The organism is Mycobacterium heidelbergense, assembly GCF_050205645.1.
Taxonomy (GTDB): domain Bacteria; phylum Actinomycetota; class Actinomycetes; order Mycobacteriales; family Mycobacteriaceae; genus Mycobacterium; species Mycobacterium heidelbergense_A.
Map to the genome: position 1 here is coordinate 224,026 of NZ_JBNMQT010000006.1, position 24,206 is coordinate 248,231.

A 24,206-nucleotide genomic window follows, 5' to 3' on the forward strand; every position below is an offset into this window, starting at 1 on the left:
AGCGGTCAACGTCCGACGGCGGCTAATCGTCGTCGACGTCGACCGCACCCTTGCCGGTGAACACCTCTTTCGCCCGGTCCACCGCGTGCGTGGCGATGTCGATCGAATTGTGAACGATGCCGCTGGCACCCCCGGCGATGTCGCCGCGGATGATGTCACTGGCGTGTTCGACTATGTCCGAAGTCTTTTCGACGGCATTGGTCGCGATGTCCCTGGCGGCGTCGACCACATCTTTGGCGGTGATGGCCATCGGAGTCCCCCTTGGTTGTAGAACCTGGGTACGACTCTAGACGGGCGCCCGGCGACCCGCTCGGTCAGTAGTTGACCAGGCTGCGCCAGTAGTCTTCCGGAATCTCGGCTCCGGACCGCAATATTCGCGCCAGGCCGATGGCCATCGCCACCCCGAGGAGCCCCAGCCATAGCCCTGCGACGCCGATGATACCCCCCAGCACGGCGGTGACTGCGGGCCACGGCGACAGCACGGCGAGCAGCGGGGCGAAGAAGAAGCCGGTCCCGATGTACCACGCCGAGCCCGTGCGATCGGATGCGAGGACAAAGCGCAGCCACCGCGGGATCGGGGCGGGCGGCCGGACGTCATTCATCGGCCGACCCGCTACGAAGAGGGCGGGAAGAACCCTGCCCCGGTGAACCATCCCTCTTGCCAGCCCTGATCTCCCAGGCACAGCATCGGAAGCCCGCGATCCGACTGTGCCGCCGCTTGCGGGCCCGGGCACTTCGCGCCGGCCTGCTGCACCCCGTACAGGGGGTAGGAGATGACCCAGTAGCCGGTGGTTGCCGCGGGGAACTGGTTCGGGGGCGGGAAATGACAGGCCTCGGCCTGGCCGCTTGGTCCTCGCCCGAAAATGAAGCGCTCGTAATTATCGCAGGGCGCGCCCAGCGAAGCCTGATAGTTCATGCCTGGCACGTCGCCGTCGTAACCGGCGGCCGCGCACGGCGCCATGCCGATCGTGATGCCCGCTATCGAAGCGGCGCTGAGCAGTGCCCGAATCATGTTCCACCCCACTTGTCGCCGGTGACCTGCACCAAAGCATATCCATTGAGCCGCGGGCCACAAGGTCGTATTGCTTCCGGGCGGGGCGCTACTCCGAACGGCCGGCCCGGCGGTAGGTGCAGATGAGAACGCCGGTGCCGGTCGTGGTGACGGAAACCAGCTCGAGCGCGCGGGCCCGGCCGTCGCTTGGAAACACCCGCTTGCCCCCACCGAGCAGGATCGGCTCGATCATCAGGCGGTACTCGTCGACCAGGTCCTGCTCGATCAGCTGCGCGGCCAACGACGCGCTGCCCATGACCTGCATCGCGGCGCCGCTCTGCTCTCGCAGCCGGCGGATGGCGCCGATTGCGTCGTCGGCGGGTAGCAGATGCGAGCCAGGCCAAGTGACATCATCCTGGGTGAGCGTGCGGGACGCCACGTATTTGGGAATCTCGTTCATTCGGTCGGCGAACGGATCACCGGCGCGGTCCGGCCAGGCCGCGGCCATGGTCTGCCAGGTGCGCCGGCCAAAGAGCAGGGCCTCCGTGGACGCCATGGTTTCGGTGACGGCCGGGCCCATCGTCGCGGGGTCGAAGTAGGGCATCGACCAGCCGCCGTGCGCGAATCCGCCCTCGGTGTCCTCGCCCTGCCCGCCCGGTGCTTGGACGACGCCGTCGAGGCTCATGAAGTCGCTCAGCACAATGCGCATCGGTCACGCCCTTTCGTTTGCTCGGTCCCGTTGGTCGGTGCTCACTTGTGCAGACCGCCGGCGTCAGGAAAATTCATCGCCGCTGAACATGTTGCAGTTCGCGAGTGTCGATCTTGCTTCGGTGCTTCCCAACCGGGGTGTTGCAATGGTTTATTGGCACTAGAACACGTCGTATCGAGGAGTGGTTCATGCCAGCCCCCAATCTGCCTGCCGGGTTCGATTTCACCGACCCGGACATCTACGCCGAGCGGCTGCCCGTGGAGGAGCTGGCCGAGATGCGCCGAGTCGCACCGATTTGGTGGAACGAGCAACCCCTCGGTGCGGGCGGGTTCGACGACGGCGGCTTTTGGGTGGTGACCAAGCACAAGGACGTCAAGGAGATCTCGCTGCGCAGCGACATCTTCTCCAGCCTGCAGAAGACGGCCCTGCCCCGCTACAAGGACGGCACGGTCGGCGAGCAGGTCGAACGCGGCAAGTTCGTGCTGCTGAACATGGATGCGCCGCAACACACCCGGCTGCGCAAGATCATCTCGCGCGCCTTCACTCCTCGGGCGGTCGAGCGGCTGCGCGAAGACCTCGCCGAGCGCGCACGGCGCATCGTCGAGACCGCTGCGGCCGAGGGGCGTGGTGACTTCGTCGAGCAGGTGTCGTGCGAGCTGCCGCTGCAGGCCATCGCCGGCCTGATGGGCGTGCCGCAGGAGGACCGCAAGAAACTTTTCCACTGGTCCAACGAGATGGTCGGCGACCAAGACCCCGAGTTCGCCAACAACGACGCCATCACCGCCTCCGTCGAACTCATCATGTACGGCATGCAGATGGCCGCCGACCGGGCGAAGAACCCCGGCGAGGACCTCGTCACCAAGCTGATCGAGGCCGACATCGACGGGCACAAGCTCTCCGACGACGAGTTCGGCTTCTTCGTCATACTGCTGGCGGTTGCCGGAAACGAGACGACCCGCAACTCCATCACCCAGGGCATGATGGCCTTCACCGACTTCCCCGATCAGTGGGAGCTTTTCAAGAAGGAACGCCCGGTGACCGCGGCAGACGAGATCGTCCGGTGGGCCACCCCGGTCACGTCGTTCCAGCGGACGGCGCTCGAGGACTACGAACTGTCCGGCGTGCAGATCAAGAAGGGCCAGCGGGTCGTGATGTTCTACCGCTCCGCCAATTTCGACGAGGACGTGTTCGACGACCCGTACACCTTCAACATCCTTCGCGACCCCAACCCGCACGTGGGATTCGGCGGCACGGGTGCGCACTACTGCATCGGCGCCAACCTGGCGCGCATGACGATCGACCTGATGTTCAACGCGATCGCCGACGCCATGCCGGACCTGGAATCGATCGGCAAACCTGAGCGGCTGCGCTCGGGCTGGCTCAACGGGATCAAGCACTGGCAGGTGGACTATCACACCAATGGGACAGCGGAATGCCCTGTCGCGCACTGAGATACGCGGGCTAAGCCAATGCCGACTCACAAGGCCGTCCAAGTGCAGTCCGCGGGCGGGTCGCTGGAGCTCGCCGAGGTCGAAACGCTGTCGCCGGGGCGCGACGAGGTGCGCCTGACGGTCGCCGCGTGTGGCATCTGCGGCACTGACGCGCACTTCGTCAACGGCGGGTTCCCCGGCATGTCGTGGCCGCTGACGCCCGGGCACGAAATCGCTGGAAAGATCGCCGAAATCGGCGACGGTGTCCAGGATTTCGCGATCGGCGATCGGGTCGCCGTTGGATGGTTCGGCGGATGCTGCTACCGCTGCGATCAATGCCGCAAAGGCCTCTTCATTCACTGCGAGAACGGCAAGGTGCCGAGTTGGCAGTATCCCGGCGGCTACGCGGAGTCGGTGACCGTGCCGGTCAGCGCGTTGGCCCGGATACCGGCAGAGCTCTCCGACGCCGAAGCCGCCCCACTGGGTTGTGCCGGCGTGACCACCTACAACGCCTTACGTCACACCAAGGCGCTACCCGGCGATCGGGTGGCGATACTCGGTGTCGGTGGGCTGGGCCATCTCGGGGTGCAGTTCGCCCGGGCAATGGGATTCGAGACCATTGCGATCAACCGCGGTACCGGCAAAGCCGATGATGCCCGGAAACTGGGCGCCCATCACTACATCGACTCCACGGCCAGCGACCCCGCCGAGGCGCTGAAGGCCTTGGGCGGTGCGACCGTCGTGCTGGCCACCGCGGGCAATTCCAAGGCCATGGCCGCCACGGTCGGCGGCATACTCCCCCAAGGTGAACTGGTCACCATCGGCGTCACGCCCGAACCGCTGCCCATCAGTCCCGTGCAGCTGATAACGCCGGGCGTCAGCATCGTCGGCCATCCCTCCGGGACGGCCAAGGACGTCGAGGACACGATGCATTTCGCGGTCTTGTCCGGCGTGCGGGCGTGGATCGAGGAACTCCCGCTGTCGCAAGCCGGCGAGGGCTATGCGGCGCTGGAAGGCGGTCGGGCGCACTACCGCACCGTCTTGACCATGTGAACAAGGGCGCCGATAAGGTCGGTCCGTGACCGACCGGTGGGCCCTGGACGCATCCGACGGGGAGCTGTCACTTCGTACCGGCGTCAAGGGCAGGGCCGCGCGGATGGGTCATCGGCTCACCATCGCGATGACGCGGTGGCACGCCACCGTGAGCTGGGCCGGTGCCGAACCCGTCGCCGTCCAGCTCGCGGTTGAGACGGATTCGTTCGAGGTACTGCGCGGCGACGGTGGCGTCAAGGGTCTGTCCGGTCCCGAGAAGGCATTGATTCGGTCCAACGCGTTGAAGTCGTTGGGCGCGGGGCGATTCCAGGAGATCCGCTTCACCGCCGATGCCGGGGCCATCGACAAGACCGGCGACGGGTACCGTCTCACCGGCAATCTTCACATCAACGGAAAGTCCCGAGAGCACGTAATCGACTTGCGCACAGAGGATCTCGGTGATTCGTGGCGAATGTCCGCCGAATCCACGGTTCGCCAAAGCGATTACGGCGTCAAGCCCTACTCGTTGCTGATGGGCTCGGTGCAGGTTGCCGACGACGTGACGGTGTCCTTCACCGCGGTGCACCCGAAGGCCGAGCGCGGCGGAGACTAAGGCTGGGTCGGCGCGTGCGGCCCGGAATCGCCGGTGCCGCCGGGGATGTGCTCGAGCATCCTGGTCAAATACGGTTGCCCATTCGGGTCGGGCTGCGGCTCCGCCGGTGCGCCTTGCGGTTCGTCCGGTGCGCCCGGTTCCCCAACCGGCTCACCGGTCGGCGCTTTGGAATGAGGGGCCGGCTGCTCGGTCTCGCGGGGCGGTGCGACGGCGGGAGCGACGGCTTCGGCGACTTGCGGCGTGGGCGCGTGCACCGGGTGCTTCGGCCCCGCGGGCTGGGCGCCCGGCGCCAGCTGAATGCCCAGAGCGAGGGAGACCGACGCGACGAAGGTCACCGTGCCGGCGGCCAACGCCGTCATGGCCCCGGCGTAGGACAGCTGCCGACTCCGCTCGGGCGCGGCGGCGGGTTCACTGATTTGCGCGACCAATTGCTCGTCGGTGAAGTCGGTGCTGGACGCCGCGGCCAGGGCCGCGCCACGCGCCACCGTTACCTGTGCCATGGTTTGCGCGAAAACCGGTACCGGCAAAGCCTTTTCGAGTTGCCATGAGAGCCCGTCGATATCGGTGTCCGCGCCGACGACAACGACTCCGCCCGGACGCCACCCGTTGCGTTCGAACATTCCGGTCAGCCACTCGGTGAGCCCGTCGAAGCCGCCCCGCACATGCTTGACGACTGTTTGCGTCTCGTCGCCATTGGTGTCGACCATGACGACCGTCGCCCACTCATGTTCCAGGATGCAGACCGCGGTCTGGTCGTAACCGATCACCGGCGCGATGGCGCGCGCCAGGGTCTCGACGGCGTCGAGCAATCGAACCGGCACGACGTTGTGGAAACCCGCGTCGGTCAGCGCTTCCAACAAAAGGGCGGCCTGCGCGGACGCTTGGTCGTTCCAGGTGACTCCGATGACACGCAGGTGGCGCTCCCCTGCGGCCGCCAGCGCGTTGACCCGCAATACCTCGTCTGCCACCTGCTCCGCGGTGCATACGGCGCGCACACCGCGCCCGGCCTGCAGCGCTAATTCCAGATGGTCCGCGATGGTGCCGTCTGCGCCGTGCCCCTCAGCGAGGACCCACCCGACGGTGGTCGGCGTCAGTGATAGCCCTAGTACCGCGTCCAAACTTGCACCTCGATCGTTCCCGGGCCTCCAACGCCCTCGACCAAACCACCGCGCGCACCAGGGAGTCCGCTGGTGCGGTGATTCGTGAGAGCCGGAACGGACCAGGAGGGGTTGGTCTCCATCGGCTTGCTCCGACAGAGCCTACGCGGTCGGTTCAAGTTCGGCCGCGCCAGTGCGGGATCCCGGACAAACGCGCAGATTGAGCCAGCGTGTCGACTCGCCGCGGCCGAAACCGCGGCGACGCAGCGGCGACGCAGCGGCGATGCAGCGACATCCATGCCGGATTGCCGGGCGCGATCGAACTCCGCGAAATCGGGTCCGACATTTTGATTAGACAGCCTTTATGTATTACGCGCTGCCTGGCGCTCCTGGCGGTCAGGGAGGTCGAAGGCTCACGGAGCAGCGGTGGTTAATTGACGGGCGCTAACCGATATCAAACCGAGATTACTTCGCGTCCTAATCGACATTTGACGTATTCACACGGTAAATTCTGCCGGGGGCACCCGACGAACACACGACTAAGGGGCAGGTATGACAGACGTGAGCGAAAAGATTCGGGCCTGGAGACGGCGGCTATTGGTCGGTGCAGCAGCGGCCGTCACCCTCCCGGGCCTGATCAGTCTTGCGGGGGGCACGGCGACCGCGGGTGCGTTCTCGCGCCCGGGCCTGCCGGTCGAGTACCTGCAAGTTCCGTCCGGGGCGATGGGCCGCGACATCAAGGTCCAATTCCAGAGCGGCGGAAGCGGCTCGCCGGCGGTGTACCTGCTCGACGGTCTGCGCGCTCAGGACGACTACAACGGCTGGGACATCAACACGCCCGCGTTCGAGTGGTACTACAAGTCGGGCCTGTCGATCGTCATGCCGGTCGGTGGGCAGTCCAGCTTCTACACCGACTGGTACCGCCCGGCGTGCGGAAAGGCCGGCTGCTCGACCTACAAGTGGGAGACGTTCCTGACCAGCGAGCTGCCGGGGTATCTGTCGTCGCAGAAGGGCGTCAAGCCGAACGGCAGTGCCGCGGTGGGCATCTCGATGGCCGGTGCGTCGGCGATGAACCTGGCGAATTACCACCCGGGCCAGTTCGTCTACGCCGGCTCGCTGTCCGGCTACCTCAGCCCGTCCACCGGGCAGGGCTGGATCGGTTTGGCGATGGGCGACGCTGGCGGCTACAAGAAGGAAGACATGTGGGGGCCGGACAACGACCCGGCGTGGCAACGCAACGACCCCTTGGTCAACGTCAACCTGCTCGTCGAACACAACACCCGGCTCTGGGTGTACTGCGGCAACGGAACTCCGAACGAGCTGGGCGGTGCCAACCTGCCGGCGACGTTCCTGGAGAGCAACTTCATGATCGGCGTCAACAAGAAGTTCCAGGACGCCTACAACGCCGCGGGTGGCCACAACGCCGTGTTCAACTTCCCCGCCTACGGAACCCACAGCTGGGAGTACTGGGGAGCGCAGCTCAACGCCATGAAGGGTGACCTGCAGAGCAGCTTGGGTGCCACCCCCGGGGGCGGCGGATAACCCCTCGGAGTCCGAACATCGCTACTGCGCTTGACGCTACCGTCAGGCGCAGTAGCGCGTTAAGGGTCGTTCTGTTAGCGGCGCCTGCCCTCCTGATCGCGGCCCTGGCGCCGCAGGCGCGCGCCGACAGCGCACTGACCGAGTTGGTCGACGCGGCGGCGCAGCGGTTGCAGCTCGCCGAGCCGGTGGCCGCCGTCAAGTGGCGGACGCACGGCGCCATCGAGGACCCGGGCCGCGTGGAACAGGAACTCGCCAAAGTGGGCGCCGAAGCCACCGCCCGGCACGTCGACCCGGAATACGTCACGCGGGTCTTCCGCGACCAGATCCACGCGACCGAGGCAATCGAATACAGCCGGTTCGCGGCGTGGAAGCTCGACCCGGCCACCGTGCCGGCCGGGACGCCCGACCTGCCCGCGTTGCGGAGCGCGATCGACGCCCTCAACCAGACGATGTTGGCCCAGATCTCGGCCAACTGGGGCCTGCTGCATTCGCCGGCGTGCGCCCAGCAGCTCGACGCCGCAAACAGCGGCGCGATCGCGGCGCGCCAGCTCGACGGCGTCGATCGGCAGGCCCTCTCGTTGGCGACCAGCTCGTACTGTCAGGGCTGATTTAGTCATTTCTTACGAATCTCTAAAGCTGTCTTTCGGCTGGTGAGAACCGATTTCGGCTGATAGACGGCCTATCTCGGCCGATTTTCGAATTGGTAACGCTTCGGACACAGCGGCCGAATTGTTTGACATGAGTAAACTCTGCAAGCCTCTCGTCAAGTCCGTCATGGCCGGCGGGTTTGTTGCAGCGTCGCTGACCACTTCCACCGTCGAGGCCAACGCCGCGCCCGTCACCCCCAACTGGGACGCGGTGGCGCAGTGCGAATCCGGCGGGAACTGGCAGGCCAACACCGGAAACGGAGAATACGGTGGGCTGCAGTTCAAACCAGCCACCTGGACCAGATACGGCGGCGTCGGTAACCCGGCGGCCGCATCCAGGGAGGAACAGATCGCGGTTGCAAACCGGGTCTTTGCCGACCAGGGGGTCGAGGCATGGCCGAAGTGCGGCGCCGCTTCGGGCCTTCCGATCGGGCTGTATTCGCATCCCGCGCAGGGCATCAAACAAATCATCAACGGGATCATTCAGGCGAGCATCCCGCACTGATGACCGATGACCGCCCACGGTCTATGAGCGAGCACAAAGCTGTGTTTGGATCAGGCCATGGAAGGTTCGGCGACAGTACATATGGCGGCGCCCGCGGACAAGATCTGGCAACTGATCGCGGATGTCCGCAACACCGGGCGGTTCTCCCCGGAAGTCATTGAGGCGGAGTGGCTCGGTGATGCCGCCGGCCCGACGCTGGGCGCCAAATTCCGCGGCCACGTCCGACGCAACGAGATTGGCCCCGTGTACTGGACGACGTGCAAGGTGACCGCGTGCGAACCCGGTCGTGAGTTCGGCTTCGCGGTCATGCTCGGCGACCGCGCGGTCAACAATTGGCACTACCGATTGGCGCCTTCCGGCGGCGGCACGGACGTCACCGAATCGTTTCGCCTCAACCCCGCGCCATGGCTCGGTGTGTATTGGTTGCTGGGCGGCTTTCTGCGCAAGCGCCGCAACATCCGCGACATGACCAAAACGCTGAACCGCATCAAAGATGTGGTCGAGGCGGGCTAGAGGCGGCCTGGGTGAAATCGATCTTTATCACCGGCGCGGGCAGCGGCATGGGCCGCGAGGGTGCAAAGCTCTTCCACGCCAACGGATGGCGGGTCGCCGCGGTGGACCGCAACGGCGACGGCCTGGCGGCCCTGGGCCGGGAACTTGGCACCGAGCGGCTGTGGACCCGGGTCGTCGACGTGACGGACAAGGCCGCGCTCGACGGCGCGCTGGCCGACTTCTGCGCGGGCAATACCGGCGGCGGACTCGACATGATGTGGAACAACGCCGGCATCGGTGAATCCGGCTGGTTCGAGGACGTGCCGTACGACGCCGCCATGCGCGTGGTGGAGGTCAACTACAAAGCGGTGCTGACCGGGGCCTACGGCGCACTGCCCTACCTGAAGCAGGCTCCGGGCAGCCTGATGTTCTCGACGTCGTCGTCGGCGGGCACCTACGGGATGCCGCGCATCGCCGTCTATTCGTCGACCAAGCATGCGGTCAAGGGTCTGACCGAGGCGCTCAGCGTCGAGTGGCAGCGACACGGGGTACGCGTCGCCGACGTCCTTCCCGGTCTGATCGACACCGCGATCCTGACCACGACGACCAACCACTCCGACGACGGCCCGTCGACGATGTCCGGCGAGGAACTCCGCGCCACCTCGCCGAAAAAGGGTTTGTTCCGCCTGATGCCGGCGACCAGCGTCGCGGAGGCCGCGTGGCAGGCTTACCACCACCCGAGGCGGCTGCATTGGTATGTGCCCAGGGGCATTCGCTTGATCGACCTGTTCAAGGGCCTCAGCCCGGAGCTCGTGCGAGGCCGCATCGTGAAATCTCTACCCGCGCTGATGCCGAAAACCCCAGGGAAAAAGACCCCAGTGAAGGAGTGAATCCGTGCAGAAACGGGTGATCGCGATGGCTTTCGGCCTTAGCGTCGGAGTCGCCAGCGTCGCCGGGTGCGCGCAGGCGCAGACGACGCCACTGCGGGCCGCCCGCCTGACCATCGACGGGACCACGCACAGCGCCCGACCTCCCGCGTGCAGTCAATTGCAGTCGTACCGGACCATCGAGATCCCCGACCGCGACGGCCAGGTGGAAGCCGTGGTGCTGCTCAGCGGCTACCGCGCCATCCCCCAGTGGGTGAAGATCCGCAATATCGACGGGTTCACCGGCAGCGTCTGGCAAGGCGGCGTCGGAAGCGCGCACGTCGAACTCACCGACAGGGCGTACACCATTTCCGGCAGCGCGTACGGGATCAACAGCCGCAATCCCAACAAGGTCGTCACGACGGACTTCAAGATCAGCGCCGAGTGTTGACGCCATGAAGCAGAGATTGCACTGGCTTGCGATGCACGGGTTGATCAGGAGCCTCGCGGCGATCGGGGCCCGACGAGGAGATTTGCAGGGCAGGCTGATCATCGATCCGAAGGTGGCCGCCGACCCGGTGTCGTTCTACGACGAAGTACGCGCGCACGGCCCGTTGGTGAAGTGCCGGGCGAGCCTCATCACTGCCGACCATGCGATCGCCCATGAGTTGCTGCGATCGGACGACTTCCGGGTGCTGATATTCGGATCGAATCTGCCGGCGCCGATGCGATGGCTGGAGGGTCGCACCCGCGACGACCTTCTGCATCCGTTGCGCGCGCCGTCGCTGCTGGCCGTCGAGCCGCCGGACCACACGCGCTATCGCAAGACGGTGTCGGCCGTGTTCACGCCCCGAGCCGTCGCCGCGTTGCGGGATCGGGTCGAGCAGACCGCGACCGATCTGTTGGACGAGCTGGCCGGCGAGCCCGGTGTCATCGACGTCGTCGCACGCTATTGCTCGCGGCTTCCGGTCTCGATCATCAGCGACATCCTCGGTGTGCCCGAGCGGGACCGGGGCCGCATCCTGGAATTCGGTGAGTTGGCCGCGCCGAGCCTGGACATCGCATTGCCGTGGCGGCAATACCGGACCGTCCAGCAGGGCATCGCCGGATTCAACGCCTGGCTCGCCGACCATTTGCGGCAATTGCGGCGTTCCCCCGGCGACAATTTGATGAGCCAGTTGATCCAAACGGCCGAAAGCGGCTCTGCCGAAACATATCTGGACGAGACGGAGCTTCAGGCGATCGCCGGGTTGGTGCTGGCCGCTGGGTTCGAAACGACGGTGAACCTGTTGGGCAACGGGATTCGCATGTTGCTGGATGCGCCCGAGCACCTTGAGACGCTGCGGCAGCGTCCGGAGTTGTGGCCCAACACCGTTGAAGAGATCCTGCGGCTGGAATCGCCGGTGCAGCTCACCGCGCGAGTGGCCCGCAACGATGTCGAGGTGGCAGGCCAGCGGGTCGAGCGTGGGGAGTTGACGGTTGTCTACCTCGCCGCGGCCAACCGGGATCCGTCGGTATTCCCCGATCCACACTGCTTCGACATCGAACGGCCCAATGCCGGGAAGCATCTCGCGTTCTCCGGGGGCCGGCACTTCTGCCTAGGCGCCGCCCTCGCCCGCGCCGAGGGCGAAGTGGGCCTGCGAACGTTCTTCGACCGCTTCCCCAGCGTGCGGGCGGCGGGTGCCGGAAGCAGGCGTGACACGCGCGTGCTGCGGGGGTGGTCGACGCTGCCGGTGGCCCTGGGGCCGGCACGGGCGATGGCGCAGGTCGACACCTAAGGGGCCAGGCCGACGCCGTCGTCCGAGCAGCGTTGAGTCGCGACTACGGGCCGGCATGCCGTCCGCGCTGTGCTGGCCCGGCGTGGCCTGTTCGCCGCCGTTTGGGCCACGATGGCCAAACAGCTGCGACCGCGAAAATCGCACCCCAAATGAACTCCCACTTCGGGAAGCGCGGCGCGAACGCCCAGCCATTAAGCACACGCACATCCAGCGATGAACCCGCCGCCAGACCGTCGACGTCTCCCCAAATTCGGCCCGTATGTGTCCTGCCGTCCAGGATCCATGTGCCGTGACAGGTATCCTCTGAGCCACGGCCGCAGCTGACGATCGTCGCTTTGGTCGGTGTGCCGAAGTTGTGCGCGTACACCTCGTAAGTACCGAAGCCGAGGAACAGCACCGAAAGCACCGCACCCGCGAGGCTGGCGATCCGATAGGACTTGGTCAGCCGCCGTCGGCGGGCATCGAGCATCTGTGACGCGGCGATCGATTCCGGCGGCGCGGTCAGTCCCGCCGTCGCGTTAGCGGGGTGTTGTGTGACCGAAAACTCCTGCAACTGGCCAGCCAACTCTGCGGCGATGCCGCGACCGCCAGACGCCAGTTCCAAGTCCAGTTCTGCGGATTGGGCGCGGGATTTCAGGCGATAAAGCCACAAGCCGTCGTCGTCTCGGATCGCGGTTACCTCTGCATCTCCTCGCAGAAGGGTGAGGATCGGTGAGTCGAGGACGGGCCGGTAGCCGGTCATGCCTCTTTTGGTGTCAGTGATTAGCACGCGCGTCGGCGTCAGGATGAGGAACATCGTTTGCGGCAGTCGGGTGTGTGGCTGCCCGTTGACCATCAACGACGGCCGCCACCAGGGAGCGAGGCTATCCGCTGACATCCTGTCGCTCATCGTCGCGGCGTTCAGCGCGATGCAGCGCAGGATCGGTTCGCCGAGCGCCGATGACAGTTGCGGCTCGAACCGTTGCTCATACTTCCGGAGAAACATGCTCACCGTCTCCCGCTCAGTCGAAACGAAGCCGACGGCGAAGCAGGCCGCCGACGACGTTGGTCGCGATCTCCTCGGCGAGGTAGCGCCGCAGCAGGGTCACGTGGTGAGTATCCGCCGTAAAGCCGCGGTTGACATCCGCCCGGCGACAGAGTTTATTGGCCGCTATGACAGAGGCTTCTATGATCGCGGTCGAAGACGTCGTAAGCGGGCTGTGGCAGGCACTTTCGCGGCGCGATTGGGACGCGGTGAAGACGTTCCTGGCAGACGACTGCCTGTACGCCGACATGCCGGTCCCCGCACTGTCGGCCCGGGGTCCCGACAACATCGTGAAACGGCTGAAAATGGGGCTCGAGCCGCTCGCGGGCTACGAGAACCACGACGGGCTGCTCGTTTCCAACGGCCCCGATGCCATCTACGAGCATTCGGAGACTTGGACTTTCGCGACGGGCGAGCAGGGCGTGTTGAGGTTCGTCACGGTCCACAAGGTCATCGACGGGAAAATTACTGTCTGGAAAGACTATTGGGACATGAACAGCCTCGTCAGCTTCGCGCCCCCCAACCACTTCGAGGGCCTTGCCGGGGACACCAGCTGGGTGTTCGATGCGACCGGCCTTGTCTGAGCGGTTACCGGTTAGTGCATAGCGCGTGAACTCTGTCGATTGCGGGTGTAACCGGCGGGGATAGAGGCTAATAGCCGTCGGTGAGTCGTTAAGGGGAATAGCGACTTTCGAAAGAGGCTGGGCCGCAGCTAGTAGCAGCGATGCCTGCGGCCACATTGGGGGTGAATCCGATATGGCTATCCGCTTGTTCGTAGCTGTGATGGTCGCACTGCTCGGCCCATTCGCGGCGGTGCCGATCGCTCATGCCGACACCAACGACGACAAATTTCTCAAAGCGCTGAAGTCCGAGGGCATCACCGACCACGTATCGGCCAGCCACGCGATCGAGGCCGGTCACATGGTTTGTCAGAAACTCGACCAGGGCATGACGCCCAACCAGGTGGCGGCCGACGTGCTGAACAGTAGCAGCATGCCCGCCTACCATTCCGGCTACTTCGTGGGCGTGAGCATCAAAGAGTATTGCCCGCAGTACGCGCCCAAAGGCAGCTAAGAAGGCAACTAAGAAGCCAGCTAAAAAGGCAGCTAACCCTCGATGAGCCCCTTCAGGCTTTTCAGCGTGGCGGCCAGATTGCGACCCACCTGACGTACCGCGATCCGGTCGGCGATGTAGCCCAAGATGCCGCCGGGCGCCTGATACGAGAGCCGGAACGTCACCCTCGTTTTGCCCTCCCCGCACTCACGCAGCCGGATCCGGCCACGCAGGTTGACGCCCGTGATGCCGACCCAAGCCAGGTCTCGGCGGTCGTCGAATTCGACCACCTCGATCAGGCCGCCGACGGGAACCGAGCCGATCTTCCAGTGCACGGTGTAGCGCGCGCCGACCCCGCTGCGCTGTTCACCGGCGGTCTCCCAGCGTTCGAGGCTCGTCATGAACGACGGGTAGCAGTCAGGGTCGCTGACGATCTTCCAGACCGCGTCGCGGTCCGCGTTGATTACGCATCGGCGTTCTACGCGCATTATCCGATCACCGGAAATCGGCGTTTGGCGGCCAGGCGGTCGACGCCGCTCTGCAGGCTGGCCATCACCTTGTCGTGTACCGCCTGGTCGTCGCCGTCGACCTCGATCGGTTCCTGCACCTCGATCGCGATCTTGGTGGGCAGCGGGATGTGGCCGGCGAGGTCGCTGATGTTCAGGCCCCACGGCAGCGCCAGCGATATCGGAATGCTCTTGAGCCGCAACAACTTATCCGTCATCAGCAGCTTCGCCAGCCACTGCCCCCGGTCGAGGAACAGCGCGCTCTCCTGGCCGCCGACGCTGGCGACGGGCACGATCGGCACGCCCGCCTCCCGGGCCAGCCGCACGTAACCCATGCGCCCGCCGAAGTCGACCGTGTGGCGTTCCCACGACGGCCGGAACACCTCGTAGTCGCCGCCCGGATAGACCAGCAGCGCCGCCCCGGACTCCAGCGCCAACCGGGCGTTCTCGTGGTTTGCGGCGACGGTGCCGAATTTACGCAGCCAGCCCAGCGGCGGCGCGGAGACGACGAGGTTGTGGGCCAACTGGTAGAAGGGCCGCTCGACGCCGAAGTACGAGCAGAACGCCAGCGTGAAGACGAATGTGTCAGGAGGGACGTTGCCGCCACTGTGGTTGCCGACCAGCAGCACCGGGCCCTCCGGCGGAATCCGGTCCAGGCCCCGCACGTCGGCCCTGAAGTACAGCGACGCGAGCAGCCACGTTCCGGGAAGCTGGTCGCGGATATAGTCGGGATCGCGCTGGTCGAGGTCGGCCTTCGGTACCCGCGACACCACTTGGTCGCGGGCCCACTCCAAGACATCCCCCACGGACGGCATATCCGCAGGGATACCCCGGTGTCACCGGGGGTCAAACGCGGTAGATGCGGGCGGCGTTCTCATGGGCGATCAGGTCGACGACCCGAACCGCGTCGACCTCGCTCCAGTCCCCGTCGGAGACGAACGCGCTCAACACGCGATGAATGCCCTTGCGCCACAAGGCCGCACCGAGAAAGTGCAACTCCGCGGGGCCGAACCCGTCCGAGGAATACAGAATTCGCCGGAACGGCGCCATCTCGAGCGTCCGGGCGATGAAAGCCGGCGACCGTGCGCCCAGGTGGTTCACGCTCAACCCGCCGTCCAGGTAGACGTTGTTGAACGCCTGGGCCAGGTAGCCGGCCTCGCGCTCATAGGGATAGCAGTGCAGCAGCACGATCGGGATGTCGCCGGCCTGCCGGAGGAAGTCGACCAGATACAACGGATTGGCCTTCTGCAGATCGCAGTCCCGGTCGCCGAAGCCGACGTGGAATTGCAGCGGCTTGCCCACCCGCAGCGCCTGATGCAACCCGAAACGCAGCAGGACGCGGTCTTGCAGCCGGACGCCGCCGCAATCGCGCCACCGGCCGGCGGCCTCGGCCACCTCCGCCGGCGAAGGCTCGCTCAGGTCGCCGTCGAACCCGCCCCGGTAGGCCAGGATGGACTTGGTGCCGACGGCCGTGGCCACCCGCCGCTGCAGGATCTCCTCGAACGCCGATGCGTAGTCGCCGGGTGCCTGGGCGGCCTGCTCGGCCACTTGCTCGAGCCGAACGATCTCGTGAGCGCGGTTGCCGGACAGCGCGCTCAGCTTCTCGACATCCGCGACGTCGCCGCCGACGCCGGTGTCCACCAGCCAGTCCCTCACCCCGGCGGCCGGCAGAAACCGGCGGGCCAGCTCGTCCTCGGTGACCTGACTGCGCCTCTCCCAATACGCTTGGGGGTCAGCGTGTTTGGGCAATCCTAGGATAGGAGCGCAGTGGGCGCGCACGGCGAAGCCGAGTTGCGAGTCGAAGCCCGGGTACGTCAGCGGTTCCGTGTTGGCCTCGTTGAGCGCGTTCTCGAAGCGGCCCCGGTCCCCCGTCTTCAACCAGCACCCGTGGACGTGCTGATCGATCAAGGGCGCTTCGCCGATGTGGTGCTCCAGGTCCGACGAGCCGGGCACCGTCACAGGCTCCAGGCCATCCGAAACTTGTCCGCCAGGCGCTCGGCGTCCAGGGCGCCGTATCGCTCATGCTCCAGACGGCGTACCGCGACGACCATGTCGACGGCGGCATCGCCCAGGATGCCGCGCAATAGCTTCGAATTATCCAGTGCGGCAATCGCTTCCACCTGATCCTCCGCAAGCCGCAGCACGCCGATGCGCTTGCGCTCCGCGGCGGAGAGCTTCGCCGGATCAACCGTCGTTTCCGGCGGTAGTGCCGCGTCGCGCCGGATCCCGTCGAGGGCCAGTCCCAGAATCGCCGCCGACGCGAGGTACGGGTTGGCCGAGGGGTCGACGATTTTCACCTCGACGTTGCCGCCGTGCGCGCTGCCCGGGCCGCCCTTGACGAATCGCACTGCGGCCTCGCGGTTCTCGGTGCCCCAGCACACGTGGGCGCCGGCCCAGTTACCGGGCCGCATCCGGAGGCCGGACACGATCGATCCGCACAGCACCCCCTGCGCCTCCGGCAGCCCGCTAATCACCCCGGCAACCGCGCTCTCCCCCGCGGGTGTCATGCCGGCGGCCCCGGTTCCGTCGGAGAACAGCGGTCCGTCGGGGGTGATCAGCGAGAAGTGCTGGTGTGCACCGGATCCGACGCTGCCGGCAAACGGCGCCGGCGACAGGCTGATGCGCAGCCCATGGCGTCGGGCGGCCCGGCCGATAATGATCCGGGCCACTACCAATTGATCGGCCGCGGCCACCGGCGGTAGCGGCGACAACGACATCTCGAATTGGTTGGCCCCGGATTCGGGGTGAAACTGCTCGATCCCGACGCCGGCGGTGCTAGCCGTCGCGATGACATCACGGACGAAAGCCGCGTGTTCGAGCACGCCGGCGAGGCCGTACTGCGCCCACAACACCGACGAGAGCCGCGCACCGTCCGGCTCGACCAGTAAAAATTCGATTTCGTGGCCGATCGCCGCCTCGATGCCCTCGTCGGTGAGTGCGGCCTCGATTCGCGTCAGGGTTCCGCGGCTGCATCCGGGAACGGGTGTGCCGTCCTGTTCGAAGAACGCGGCCGGCGCCCAGGCCAACCCGTCGCCGATGATGCGCAGCGCCGACAGGTCGATGCGGAGACGTTGATCGCCGACCACGCCGACGTCGTCGGTGAAGGCGATGCCGGTCTGGTCGATGGCGAACGCGTGCCACGTAGGACTGGCACCCAAGCCTGGGCCGGCGAATGTGTTGGTCCGCCGGATGGGCACCGTTTTGGCTTGGGTGAGCCCGGCCGGGTTTACCACGGTGCCGATGACGGTGTCGACGCCCTCGCCCTCGAGTTGGGCGATCGCCGCGGCGGCAAGCGGTGTGGCTGTCATGGCAGGGTGTCCTTTAAGCCCGCGAAACATAAACGGCTGCGACGCTTTCCGGCGTGTCGTCGCCGACGTTTATGTGTCGCGGCGCAGTTGAGCGCGACGCCCGAAAGGTCGCGTGCTGGTCAGGCGCGGCTGGGCAAGGTCAGCTTGCAGGCTTGGCCGATGTCGAGGGTCCGCAGCATCCGGCCCATGCCGACCCACAGGGCGCAGGACATCGCGAGGTCGGCGAGCAGTTCCTCGGAGAAGTGCTCGTTGCACCGACTCCAGAAGTCTTCGTCGTCGCGCAGCTTGGTGTGCTCGGTGCCGAAGCGGTGGGCGAACTCGGCGGCCAGGCGCTCCTGTTCGCTGTAGCCCGGCCAGGTGCGCCATTCCAGCGCGTGCTCGTAGAGCTCTTCGTCGACTCCCGCCGCGGGTCCGTCGGCATCGCGGGTGTTCATGCACACGGTGCATTCGTTGTCGTGCGCGATCACCGTCCGGGCCAGCTCGCGGGTGCGCATCGGCAACCGGTTCTTCGTGTAGACCGCCTGGCTGAAGTTGGCGATCGCGCCGCCAAGGTCAGGCGATTTCGTGGCCCAGCTGTAGACGTCGTCGTCCGCGAAGGTTCCGATTCGGCTCATGGCGTGATGGTACGCCCTAGCCCGCTTGTGGTATGGCGATCGTCGGCTGTTCGTCGTGCCACTCGCGTTGTGCCATAACCCGATGCGCGACACGTTCCAGAGCGGCCTCCACCTGACGGCGGTCCGGCCGGCCCTCGAAACTCGGTGAACGGGCCAGCTTGTCGAGGATCCAGGCCACCAGCAGCGAGTACACGTAATCGACCTGCTGGACGCCGGATTGGGTCAACCACATCTGGTCGCCGTCGCCCTGCACGAAACCGCCGGCGACCAGGCGGCCGAACGTGGGCTCCAGCACCTCGAAGGGGATCCGCAGCGAGTCGCCGATATCGGTGAGCCGGGCCGTGCCGTACATCTGCTGATAGCGATTGATGCGCAGCACGCCCCAGAGCCCGGCGACGTCGAGGCGGCAATCCGGCCGTAGGGCGATGCTGCGCAGCCGCATGCCGGGAGCGCCCCGCAGCAGCCGGCCGATCGCGGTCTCCAGCATCTCGTCGGGCGATTGGCTCGTGGGCATGGCGAACGCCTCGCCGATGTCGCCGCGGTTGTTGCCGATCCCCCGCAACGGCACTTCGCGCAGAAACAGCGCCAGCACAAACCCGACCACCGCGACCGGCACCGCCCAGAGAAACACGCGCGTGAGCGAGTCGGCATAGGCGGCCACGATCGGGGCCGCCGCCGTATGCGGCAGCCGGTGCAGGGCCGCCGGCGAAGCGGCCGCGGCGGCGGGCGCGTGGCTGGCGGCCAGCGCCGGACCGATCCGGCTGTGCAGGAAGTTGTTGAACAGCGAGCCGAAGATGGCCGCGCCGAACGAACTGCCGATCGTGCGGAAGAAGGTGACGCCGGAGGTGGCGACGCCGAGGTCGTCGAAGCTCGAGGTGTTCTGGACGATCAGGACCAGCGTCTGCATGCACATCCCGATGCCCGCGCCGAGGATGACCAGGAATACCGATTGCACCAGGGTCGATGTCGACGGGTCCATGCGCGACATCAGGAAAAACGCCACGGCCATCACCGCGGTGCCCGCGACCGGGAAGACCTTGTATCTGCCCGTGCGGCCGACCAGGGCGCCGCTGCCCATCGAGGTGGTCAGCATCCCCACGACCATCGGCAGCGTGCGTAGGCCCGACGTTGTCGCCGAGACGCCGTCGACGAACTGCATGTAGGTCGGCAGGAACGTCAGCGCGCCCAACATTGCGAACCCGACGACGAAGGACAGCACGCAGCACACCGTGAACACCGGGCTGCCGAACAGCCGGGTCGGCAGAATCGGCGCGGCGACGCGGCTTTCCACCCAGACGAAGATCCCCAGGGCCACAGCGGAACCCGCGAAGAGCCCGACGATCGTCGCCGAGCCCCACGGATACGTGGTGCCGCCCCAGCTGGTGGCCAGCGTCAGCCCCGAGGCGCCCAGGCCGACCAACAGGATCCCGGTGTAGTCGATTGCCGGTTTGGTGCGCTCGGATAGCGCCGGGATCGCGGCGGCTGCTACGAAGAAAACCACGACCGAAATGGGCACGTTGATCCAGAACGCCCAGCGCCACGTCAAGTGATCGGTGAAGTACCCGCCGAGCAACGGCCCGATCACGGTGGTGACGCCGAACACCGCGCCCATCGCTCCCTGGTAGCGGCCGCGATCCCGCAGCGGAATCACCTCGCCGATCAACGCCATGGCGGTCACCATGAGCCCGCCGCCGCCGATGCCCTGCAGCGCGCGCGACGCGACCAACATGCCCATCGAACTCGAAAGCCCACAGAGCACCGAGCCGGCGACGAAGAACACGACGGCCGCCTGGAACACCCGCTTGCGGCCGAACAGGTCACCGAACTTGCCGACCAGGGCGGTCATGATGGTCGACGCCAGCAGGTAGCTGGTGACAACCCACGATTGATGGCCCGCCCCACCGAGATTGGCGACGATGGTCGGCAGCGCGGTCGCCACGATCGTCTGGTCCAGCGCCGCCATGAGCATGCCGAGCAAGACCGCCACGAAGATGAAATTCCGTCGCTGCGGATCGACCGCGACGTCGCCCGGTACGTGCTCGGCAGCCGGTCTGGCCGGGATCGCTGATGGTGTCGCCCTCGTCATGCCTGCCTTCCCGTCGGCGCCCGATGGTTACGGATGCCCAGGGTCAGCCAATGGCAATCTCACGCCAGAAACTCATCGCCTGCGCGGGCGCGTTGCGCCGGCCGGCTTAGGAGGCCGCGCGGCCATCAATATTCTCCCCGTCTCGTCGATTGCCGCTGAACGACTCCGCGTCGGCCAGCACGGTGTACACCTCCCACCTTTCACCGCTCGGTCCGGTCACCCACACCTTGTCCTGAGTCGCGTAGCAACACGTCGTTCCCATTTCCTCTGCGGTAAGCATGCCTTCATCGGCCAGGCGCGCAATCTCGGAGTGCACCGCGTCACTCGACTCCACTTCCACGCCAAAGTGATTGAGCGTGCCACCCTGGCCACGGTTTTCGATGAGGACGAGCTTCAACGGCGGCTCCGCGACCGCGAAGTTGGCGTAGCCCGGTTTGACCTTGGCCGGCGCGGTGTTGAACAGCTTGGAGTAGAAGGTGATCGCGTCGTCGAGGTCGTCGACGTTGAGTGCGAGCTGAGCGCGGGGCACGACGGGCCTCCCTACCTCTGTGACTTATATCGAACTTGCAGCAACCCCGATCCTGCCACCTTTTCGACATATGTCAACAAGGTATGGCAAGATGGTCGGTATGCCGAAGACGTTGCCCGTGGTGGACCTCTCCGGCCCGGTCTGCTGTTCTCCCATGGCCGCCGGGCCCGTTGACGACGATGCGGCATTGGAGATTGCATTGCGCCTCAAGGCGTTAGCCGATCCGATACGGGTCAAACTCGTCTCATTGTTGTTCAGCTCGGACGCCGGCGCGGTCTGCAATTGCGACCTGGCGGCGGCGGTTGGCGTCGCCGAGTCAACCGCGAGTCACCATCTCGCGCAGTTGCGGCGGGCAGGGATCGTGGAGTCGGAACGGCGTGGCATGAACGTCTACCATCGGCCGCGCCACGATGCCCTGGCAGCCCTGTGCGCTGTGCTCGACCCGAGCTGCTGCCGCTAGCGACGGCCGCGAGAGCGACCGCGTCGGATCGAACTCGAACGTCAGCTCGGGGGCCGCGAGACGCATTGCGCCGAGTACAGCTCCTCGCCCAGCTTCTCCATCAACTCCAGCTGCGTCTCCAGGTAGTCGATGTGTTTTTCCTCGTCCGCCACGATCTCCTCGAGAAGGTTGGCGCTGGTGCTGTCCTGCTTTTCCCGGCACATGATGATGCCGGGCTTGAGCCGGTCCATCACCTCGTATTCGATGGCCAAGTCGGCCTCGAACTGCTCGCGCAGCGTTTGGCCGATGCGTAGCGAGAAGAGGCGTTGATAGTTCGGCAAGCCGTCGAGCAGCAAAATGCGATCGGTGATCGCCTCGGCGTGGCGCATCTCGTCGAAGGACTCGGCGCGGGTGTGCTCGGCGAGCTCGGTGAAGCCCCAGTTGTCCTGCATCTTGGAATGCAGGAAGTATTGGTTGATTGCGGTGAGCTCGCTTGTCAACTGCTCGTTGAGCAGGCGCAAAACGTCCGGGTCACCTTGCACGATCGCTCCTTAGGGGTTTGAAGGCCGTCATGTCTCAGCGCGGACGGCGGGCTGGGCTGAAGCACACCGAACCGGGCTTGTAGCAGCACTTTGCCACGCCAATTTCGAATCTTCCAGCAAGGTATGGCTGCGCTCAGCAAGGTATGGCTGCGCTCATCGGCATGACTTAGGTCACCCATCGTTAGGTTAGACTCAACTAATCTAGTTAGGTTAGACTCCACTAATATGAGGCTGGTTAGCACGGCTTACGCGCGCACGCGGGGGATGCGCTGATGTACGTATGCCTGTGCGTGGGGGCCACCAATCAAACGGTGTGCGACGCGGTGGCGCGGGGCGCCTGCACGTCGAAGGAAGTTGCCGCCGCATGCGGGGCGGGCTCCGACTGCGGGCGCTGCCGGCGCACGTTGCGCGCGATCATCGAATCCGCGCGCCAACTAGAGCCCGCTCGCTCGCGATAACTCCGGTTAGCGTTTGTTGAAGTCCGCCAGAGCGGCGGCGTTAGCCTGAGCGCCCATCAACTCGGCGAAATGGGCGTTCTCCCGCGCGCTGGCCGCCGCGATCTCCGGACGAATCGGTTCGACGATCGTGTGCTTGACGGCCATCAGGCTCGAAATCGGCCGCGCCGCAAGGATTTCGGCGTGCCGACGGGCCTCGGGCAACAACTCTTCCGGAGCGCAGACCCGCCACACCAGGCCCATCCGGAGCGCCTCTTCGGCATCGACCCATTCCGAGGACATCAGCAACCAGGCGGCGTTCTGCCGGCCCACCAGCTGCGGCAGCAGATACGAGGACGCGGCCTCGGGCGCGACGCCCAGGCTGGTGAAGGGGCACTTCAGGCGCGCGGTCGAGGACATGAACGCCAGGTCGGCGTAGCCAAGAATCGTGGCGCCGATTCCCACCCCGACGCCATTCACTGCGCAGATCAGCGGCTTCGGAAACGCGCTGAGCGCGTCGATCAAGCCGACGAAGCCGTGCTTTCCCGGCGTGAAATCGGGGTCGGTGATCCGCGCCTGCATCTCGGCGAGGTCGGTACCGGCGCTGAAGCCGCGCCCGGCGCCGGTCAGTAGCACGACGGCGACCTCGGGATCGTCGGCGGCGGCCCACAGCGCCTCGGCCGTCGCGTCATAGAGGGCTTCGTTGAAGGCATTCAACGCGTCGGGCCGGTTGAGCGTAAGCGTGCGTACCCGCTTTTCGTCGTCGATCTGCAGCGTCACGGCTGCAGCCTAACGGTTGGTGAATTCAGCCGTTGCTGTAGACGCGGGTCGGCGCGATCAACACCACGGCACGCCCCTCGGTGGCCATCACCCGGTCGTACTCGTCCCAGTCGTCGTGCGTGCCGCCCGCCGACGTGAAGACATCCCGCAGCAGGAGCCGCAACTGGTCGGCGTCTTTCAGCCAGGGCTGCGCGTCGTCCGGGCCGGCCAGCTCGGCGCGTCCCTCGACGGTGGCCCACTGCCAACCGTTGCGGAAAGTGACGGCCAGTTGCGGCCGCGCCCGCAGGTTGGCGAGCTTGACCTTGCCGTACGTGGTAAAGCCAAGGGACGATTCGCCGGTGTCCGGATGCGGCAGCAGGCCGACGTTGACCAGCGAAGCCTGCACGGTGCCATCGCCACGAACGGTGGATATCACCGCCAGACCGCTTTCCCCCGCCGCCAGCGCTACCGCGTCGTCGAGTGTCGTCATCCGCTGTCCTCACTCCCAAAGGGCGCCTTGAACACGTACCGGCTGGTCGGCACGGTGTCGATGTTCTCGTTGGCGCCAAATGCAGTTGTGCTGGCGACCATCCGGCTGACCCGGTCCTGCAGGTCCGCGTCGTCTGCGGCACCGAAGAACGCCTTCAGGTCGGTGATTGCCTCCGCGGGGAACAACTCTTCGACGATGCCCGAGATTCCCGGCGCGCCTTCGGTGAGCGTTCGAACCACCAAGTTCTGGGTGTAGCCGAACGTCGACTGGGTTTCGATGGCCACCGAGGTGTGCTCGCGCTGCCAGCGGGTCAGCCAGGTCTCCTGATCCAGGGCCGGGGGGCGGCGCAGCAGGGCGATGTTAGCCAAACCCGGTGTGCGAGTACCGGATTCGACGGCCGGCGCGGCAAGCGGGACCGACTCCGTCACCAGGTACGCGCCCAGCTGTTCACACTCCTTGGCGAGCAGGTCGAGCGCCGCAGCCGTCTGGTCGCCGTAGCACTGCTGGGTCCACAAACTCACCACCGCGGCGACCGGCGGGTCGAGGGTCGTCAACGTCATCAGCGAATGGCGCACCGCGCCGTCCCGGACATTGACCGACAACCCGGGCAGCCCCAGCCCAAGCAGTGTGTCGGCGACGGGGCCCCGTTGGCGGGCGCACCAATCTTCGTCGGCGTCGGCGCGCATCAGTACGGCGATTACCTTCTCCATGGGCTGAACC

The 24,206-nt window shown here is 66.1% G+C and carries 31 protein-coding genes; 14 read left to right on the forward strand and 17 right to left on the reverse strand.

The genetic code is table 11. The annotated features are described in order from the left end of the window. Window positions 1-22: 22 nt before the first annotated feature. The 4 genes from ACQI5H_RS09140 to ACQI5H_RS09155 all read right to left on the reverse strand — a co-directional run bounded on the left by ACQI5H_RS09140 (window position 23) and on the right by ACQI5H_RS09155 (window position 1,700). The gene (locus ACQI5H_RS09140; protein ID WP_427079066.1) at window positions 23-250 is read right to left on the reverse strand and encodes a hypothetical protein; all 228 of its coding nucleotides are present in this window, start codon (window positions 248-250) and stop codon (window positions 23-25) included. Window positions 251-314: 64 nt separating this feature from the next. After that, entirely contained in the window at window positions 315-602 is a 288-nt protein-coding gene (locus tag ACQI5H_RS09145; RefSeq protein WP_427079067.1) for a hypothetical protein, read from the reverse strand. A gap of 11 nt (window positions 603-613) precedes the next feature. After that, complete coding sequence (locus ACQI5H_RS09150; protein WP_076123445.1) at window positions 614-1,012, reverse strand: hypothetical protein; 399 nt, start codon at window positions 1,010-1,012, stop codon at window positions 614-616. 88 nt (window positions 1,013-1,100) lie between these two features. Further along, the gene (locus ACQI5H_RS09155; protein WP_427079068.1) at window positions 1,101-1,700 is read right to left on the reverse strand and encodes a dihydrofolate reductase family protein; all 600 of its coding nucleotides are present in this window, start codon (window positions 1,698-1,700) and stop codon (window positions 1,101-1,103) included. 188 nt (window positions 1,701-1,888) lie between these two features. Between ACQI5H_RS09155 and ACQI5H_RS09160 the strand changes: the two genes are divergently transcribed. The 3 genes from ACQI5H_RS09160 to ACQI5H_RS09170 are packed head-to-tail and all read left to right on the forward strand — an operon-like array spanning window position 1,889 to window position 4,775. Then, window positions 1,889-3,151 (forward strand): cytochrome P450, encoded by a 1,263-nt coding sequence (locus ACQI5H_RS09160; protein ID WP_427079069.1) that lies wholly within the window; start codon window positions 1,889-1,891, stop codon window positions 3,149-3,151. A gap of 18 nt (window positions 3,152-3,169) precedes the next feature. Continuing rightward, window positions 3,170-4,183 (forward strand): alcohol dehydrogenase, encoded by a 1,014-nt coding sequence (locus ACQI5H_RS09165; protein ID WP_427079070.1) that lies wholly within the window; start codon window positions 3,170-3,172, stop codon window positions 4,181-4,183. 25 nt (window positions 4,184-4,208) lie between these two features. Then, complete coding sequence (locus ACQI5H_RS09170; protein WP_427079071.1) at window positions 4,209-4,775, forward strand: YceI family protein; 567 nt, start codon at window positions 4,209-4,211, stop codon at window positions 4,773-4,775. Here the strand turns inward: ACQI5H_RS09170 and ACQI5H_RS09175 are convergent. After that, window positions 4,772-5,893 (reverse strand): DUF7159 family protein, encoded by a 1,122-nt coding sequence (locus ACQI5H_RS09175; protein ID WP_427079072.1) that lies wholly within the window; start codon window positions 5,891-5,893, stop codon window positions 4,772-4,774. The genes ACQI5H_RS09170 and ACQI5H_RS09175 overlap by 4 nt on opposite strands. Window positions 5,894-6,424: 531 nt before the next feature. On the opposite strand from ACQI5H_RS09175, the gene ACQI5H_RS09180 reads away from it, so the two are divergent. From ACQI5H_RS09180 to ACQI5H_RS09210, 7 genes are all read left to right on the forward strand, one after another. Next, window positions 6,425-7,414 (forward strand): esterase family protein, encoded by a 990-nt coding sequence (locus ACQI5H_RS09180; RefSeq protein WP_076123289.1) that lies wholly within the window; start codon window positions 6,425-6,427, stop codon window positions 7,412-7,414. Window positions 7,415-7,431: 17 nt separating this feature from the next. Continuing rightward, entirely contained in the window at window positions 7,432-8,022 is a 591-nt protein-coding gene (locus ACQI5H_RS09185) for a chorismate mutase (protein ID WP_427079129.1), read from the forward strand. Window positions 8,023-8,152: 130 nt separating this feature from the next. Beyond that, a complete protein-coding gene (rpfC, locus tag ACQI5H_RS09190; RefSeq protein WP_427079073.1) occupies window positions 8,153-8,566 on the forward strand; it encodes a resuscitation-promoting factor RpfC in 414 nt (137 codons plus the stop codon). Window positions 8,567-8,605: 39 nt separating this feature from the next. Then, window positions 8,606-9,079, forward strand: a complete 474-nt coding sequence (locus ACQI5H_RS09195) for an SRPBCC family protein (RefSeq protein ID WP_427079130.1) — start codon at window positions 8,606-8,608, stop codon at window positions 9,077-9,079. An 11-nt stretch (window positions 9,080-9,090) separates the two neighbouring features. Beyond that, window positions 9,091-9,948: an SDR family oxidoreductase gene (locus tag ACQI5H_RS09200; RefSeq protein ID WP_427079074.1), complete on the forward strand. Its 858-nt coding sequence runs from the start codon at window positions 9,091-9,093 to the stop codon at window positions 9,946-9,948. A 25-nt stretch (window positions 9,949-9,973) separates the two neighbouring features. Further along, a complete protein-coding gene (locus ACQI5H_RS09205; protein WP_427079131.1) occupies window positions 9,974-10,375 on the forward strand; it encodes a lipoprotein LpqH in 402 nt (133 codons plus the stop codon). A gap of 4 nt (window positions 10,376-10,379) precedes the next feature. Next, window positions 10,380-11,702: a cytochrome P450 gene (locus ACQI5H_RS09210; protein ID WP_427079075.1), complete on the forward strand. Its 1,323-nt coding sequence runs from the start codon at window positions 10,380-10,382 to the stop codon at window positions 11,700-11,702. 43 nt (window positions 11,703-11,745) lie between these two features. Here ACQI5H_RS09210 and ACQI5H_RS09215 read toward each other — a convergent pair whose 3' ends face one another. Then, on the reverse strand, window positions 11,746-12,687 hold the full coding sequence (locus ACQI5H_RS09215) for a hypothetical protein (RefSeq protein ID WP_427079076.1): 942 nt from the start codon (window positions 12,685-12,687) through the stop codon (window positions 11,746-11,748). 182 nt (window positions 12,688-12,869) lie between these two features. Here ACQI5H_RS09215 and ACQI5H_RS09220 point away from each other — a divergent pair, with 182 nt between their 5' ends. Together ACQI5H_RS09220 and ACQI5H_RS09225 are read left to right on the forward strand one after the other, a co-directional pair. Beyond that, window positions 12,870-13,310 (forward strand): nuclear transport factor 2 family protein, encoded by a 441-nt coding sequence (locus ACQI5H_RS09220; RefSeq protein ID WP_427079132.1) that lies wholly within the window; start codon window positions 12,870-12,872, stop codon window positions 13,308-13,310. Between the two features lie 199 nt (window positions 13,311-13,509). After that, window positions 13,510-13,800, forward strand: a complete 291-nt coding sequence (locus ACQI5H_RS09225) for a DUF732 domain-containing protein (protein ID WP_427079077.1) — start codon at window positions 13,510-13,512, stop codon at window positions 13,798-13,800. 32 nt (window positions 13,801-13,832) lie between these two features. On the opposite strand, the gene ACQI5H_RS09230 is transcribed toward ACQI5H_RS09225, so the two are convergent. From ACQI5H_RS09230 to ACQI5H_RS09260, 7 genes are all read right to left on the reverse strand, one after another. Next, entirely contained in the window at window positions 13,833-14,267 is a 435-nt protein-coding gene (locus tag ACQI5H_RS09230) for an SRPBCC family protein (RefSeq protein WP_427079078.1), read from the reverse strand. Beyond that, the gene (locus ACQI5H_RS09235) at window positions 14,267-15,100 is read right to left on the reverse strand and encodes a lysophospholipid acyltransferase family protein (protein WP_427079079.1); all 834 of its coding nucleotides are present in this window, start codon (window positions 15,098-15,100) and stop codon (window positions 14,267-14,269) included. The genes ACQI5H_RS09230 and ACQI5H_RS09235 overlap by 1 nt, the downstream gene beginning before the upstream one ends. A gap of 31 nt (window positions 15,101-15,131) precedes the next feature. Further along, window positions 15,132-16,244, reverse strand: coding sequence for an amidohydrolase family protein (locus ACQI5H_RS09240; protein WP_427079080.1), 1,113 nt, complete (start codon window positions 16,242-16,244; stop codon window positions 15,132-15,134). Beyond that, window positions 16,241-17,593, reverse strand: coding sequence for a glutamine synthetase family protein (locus ACQI5H_RS09245; protein ID WP_427079081.1), 1,353 nt, complete (start codon window positions 17,591-17,593; stop codon window positions 16,241-16,243). Before ACQI5H_RS09245 ends, ACQI5H_RS09240 begins: the two co-directional genes overlap by 4 nt. A gap of 119 nt (window positions 17,594-17,712) precedes the next feature. Continuing rightward, complete coding sequence (locus ACQI5H_RS09250; RefSeq protein WP_076123265.1) at window positions 17,713-18,207, reverse strand: carboxymuconolactone decarboxylase family protein; 495 nt, start codon at window positions 18,205-18,207, stop codon at window positions 17,713-17,715. Window positions 18,208-18,223: 16 nt separating this feature from the next. Then, on the reverse strand, window positions 18,224-20,293 hold the full coding sequence (locus ACQI5H_RS09255; protein WP_427079082.1) for an MDR family MFS transporter: 2,070 nt from the start codon (window positions 20,291-20,293) through the stop codon (window positions 18,224-18,226). Between the two features lie 106 nt (window positions 20,294-20,399). Beyond that, window positions 20,400-20,822: an ArsI/CadI family heavy metal resistance metalloenzyme gene (locus ACQI5H_RS09260; RefSeq protein WP_427079083.1), complete on the reverse strand. Its 423-nt coding sequence runs from the start codon at window positions 20,820-20,822 to the stop codon at window positions 20,400-20,402. 100 nt (window positions 20,823-20,922) lie between these two features. Between ACQI5H_RS09260 and ACQI5H_RS09265 the strand changes: the two genes are divergently transcribed. After that, window positions 20,923-21,282: an Rv2640c family ArsR-like transcriptional regulator gene (locus tag ACQI5H_RS09265; protein ID WP_427079133.1), complete on the forward strand. Its 360-nt coding sequence runs from the start codon at window positions 20,923-20,925 to the stop codon at window positions 21,280-21,282. Window positions 21,283-21,323: 41 nt separating this feature from the next. Here the strand turns inward: ACQI5H_RS09265 and bfr are convergent, their stop codons facing one another. Beyond that, the gene (gene bfr / locus ACQI5H_RS09270) at window positions 21,324-21,803 is read right to left on the reverse strand and encodes a bacterioferritin (protein ID WP_076058007.1); all 480 of its coding nucleotides are present in this window, start codon (window positions 21,801-21,803) and stop codon (window positions 21,324-21,326) included. A 272-nt stretch (window positions 21,804-22,075) separates the two neighbouring features. Between bfr and ACQI5H_RS09275 the strand changes: the two genes are divergently transcribed. Beyond that, a complete protein-coding gene (locus tag ACQI5H_RS09275; protein WP_427079084.1) occupies window positions 22,076-22,261 on the forward strand; it encodes a (2Fe-2S)-binding protein in 186 nt (61 codons plus the stop codon). A gap of 6 nt (window positions 22,262-22,267) precedes the next feature. Here the strand turns inward: ACQI5H_RS09275 and ACQI5H_RS09280 are convergent, their stop codons facing one another. The 3 genes from ACQI5H_RS09280 to ACQI5H_RS09290 are packed head-to-tail and all read right to left on the reverse strand — an operon-like array spanning window position 22,268 to window position 24,196. Further along, window positions 22,268-23,017: an enoyl-CoA hydratase/isomerase family protein gene (locus ACQI5H_RS09280; protein ID WP_427079085.1), complete on the reverse strand. Its 750-nt coding sequence runs from the start codon at window positions 23,015-23,017 to the stop codon at window positions 22,268-22,270. Between the two features lie 25 nt (window positions 23,018-23,042). Further along, a complete protein-coding gene (locus ACQI5H_RS09285; RefSeq protein ID WP_427079086.1) occupies window positions 23,043-23,486 on the reverse strand; it encodes a TIGR03618 family F420-dependent PPOX class oxidoreductase in 444 nt (147 codons plus the stop codon). Continuing rightward, on the reverse strand, window positions 23,483-24,196 hold the full coding sequence (locus ACQI5H_RS09290; protein WP_427079087.1) for an EthD domain-containing protein: 714 nt from the start codon (window positions 24,194-24,196) through the stop codon (window positions 23,483-23,485). The genes ACQI5H_RS09285 and ACQI5H_RS09290 overlap by 4 nt, the downstream gene beginning before the upstream one ends. Window positions 24,197-24,206: the final 10 nt, after the last annotated feature.

Bases quoted from the DNA above. Each gene is read 5' to 3' on its own strand.
- ACQI5H_RS09140 (WP_427079066.1), bottom strand. From the start codon at position 250: ATGGCCATCACCGCCAAAGATGTGGTCGACGCCGCCAGGGACATCGCG.
- ACQI5H_RS09145 (WP_427079067.1), bottom strand. From the start codon at position 602: ATGAATGACGTCCGGCCGCCCGCCCCGATCCCGCGGTGGCTGCGCTTT.
- ACQI5H_RS09150 (WP_076123445.1), bottom strand. From the start codon at position 1,012: ATGATTCGGGCACTGCTCAGCGCCGCTTCGATAGCGGGCATCACGATC.
- ACQI5H_RS09155 (WP_427079068.1), bottom strand. From the start codon at position 1,700: ATGCGCATTGTGCTGAGCGACTTCATGAGCCTCGACGGCGTCGTCCAA.
- ACQI5H_RS09160 (WP_427079069.1), top strand. From the start codon at position 1,889: ATGCCAGCCCCCAATCTGCCTGCCGGGTTCGATTTCACCGACCCGGAC.
- ACQI5H_RS09165 (WP_427079070.1), top strand. From the start codon at position 3,170: ATGCCGACTCACAAGGCCGTCCAAGTGCAGTCCGCGGGCGGGTCGCTG.
- ACQI5H_RS09180 (WP_076123289.1), top strand. From the start codon at position 6,425: ATGACAGACGTGAGCGAAAAGATTCGGGCCTGGAGACGGCGGCTATTG.
- rpfC (WP_427079073.1), top strand. From the start codon at position 8,153: ATGAGTAAACTCTGCAAGCCTCTCGTCAAGTCCGTCATGGCCGGCGGG.
- ACQI5H_RS09205 (WP_427079131.1), top strand. From the start codon at position 9,974: ATGGCTTTCGGCCTTAGCGTCGGAGTCGCCAGCGTCGCCGGGTGCGCG.
- ACQI5H_RS09210 (WP_427079075.1), top strand. From the start codon at position 10,380: ATGAAGCAGAGATTGCACTGGCTTGCGATGCACGGGTTGATCAGGAGC.
- ACQI5H_RS09215 (WP_427079076.1), bottom strand. From the start codon at position 12,687: ATGTTTCTCCGGAAGTATGAGCAACGGTTCGAGCCGCAACTGTCATCG.
- ACQI5H_RS09220 (WP_427079132.1), top strand. From the start codon at position 12,870: ATGATCGCGGTCGAAGACGTCGTAAGCGGGCTGTGGCAGGCACTTTCG.
- ACQI5H_RS09225 (WP_427079077.1), top strand. From the start codon at position 13,510: ATGGTCGCACTGCTCGGCCCATTCGCGGCGGTGCCGATCGCTCATGCC.
- ACQI5H_RS09230 (WP_427079078.1), bottom strand. From the start codon at position 14,267: ATGCGCGTAGAACGCCGATGCGTAATCAACGCGGACCGCGACGCGGTC.
- ACQI5H_RS09235 (WP_427079079.1), bottom strand. From the start codon at position 15,100: ATGCCGTCCGTGGGGGATGTCTTGGAGTGGGCCCGCGACCAAGTGGTG.
- ACQI5H_RS09245 (WP_427079081.1), bottom strand. From the start codon at position 17,593: ATGACAGCCACACCGCTTGCCGCCGCGGCGATCGCCCAACTCGAGGGC.
- ACQI5H_RS09250 (WP_076123265.1), bottom strand. From the start codon at position 18,207: ATGAGCCGAATCGGAACCTTCGCGGACGACGACGTCTACAGCTGGGCC.
- ACQI5H_RS09255 (WP_427079082.1), bottom strand. From the start codon at position 20,293: ATGACGAGGGCGACACCATCAGCGATCCCGGCCAGACCGGCTGCCGAG.
- ACQI5H_RS09265 (WP_427079133.1), top strand. From the start codon at position 20,923: ATGCCGAAGACGTTGCCCGTGGTGGACCTCTCCGGCCCGGTCTGCTGT.
- ACQI5H_RS09275 (WP_427079084.1), top strand. From the start codon at position 22,076: ATGTACGTATGCCTGTGCGTGGGGGCCACCAATCAAACGGTGTGCGAC.
- ACQI5H_RS09285 (WP_427079086.1), bottom strand. From the start codon at position 23,486: ATGACGACACTCGACGACGCGGTAGCGCTGGCGGCGGGGGAAAGCGGT.
- ACQI5H_RS09290 (WP_427079087.1), bottom strand. From the start codon at position 24,196: ATGGAGAAGGTAATCGCCGTACTGATGCGCGCCGACGCCGACGAAGAT.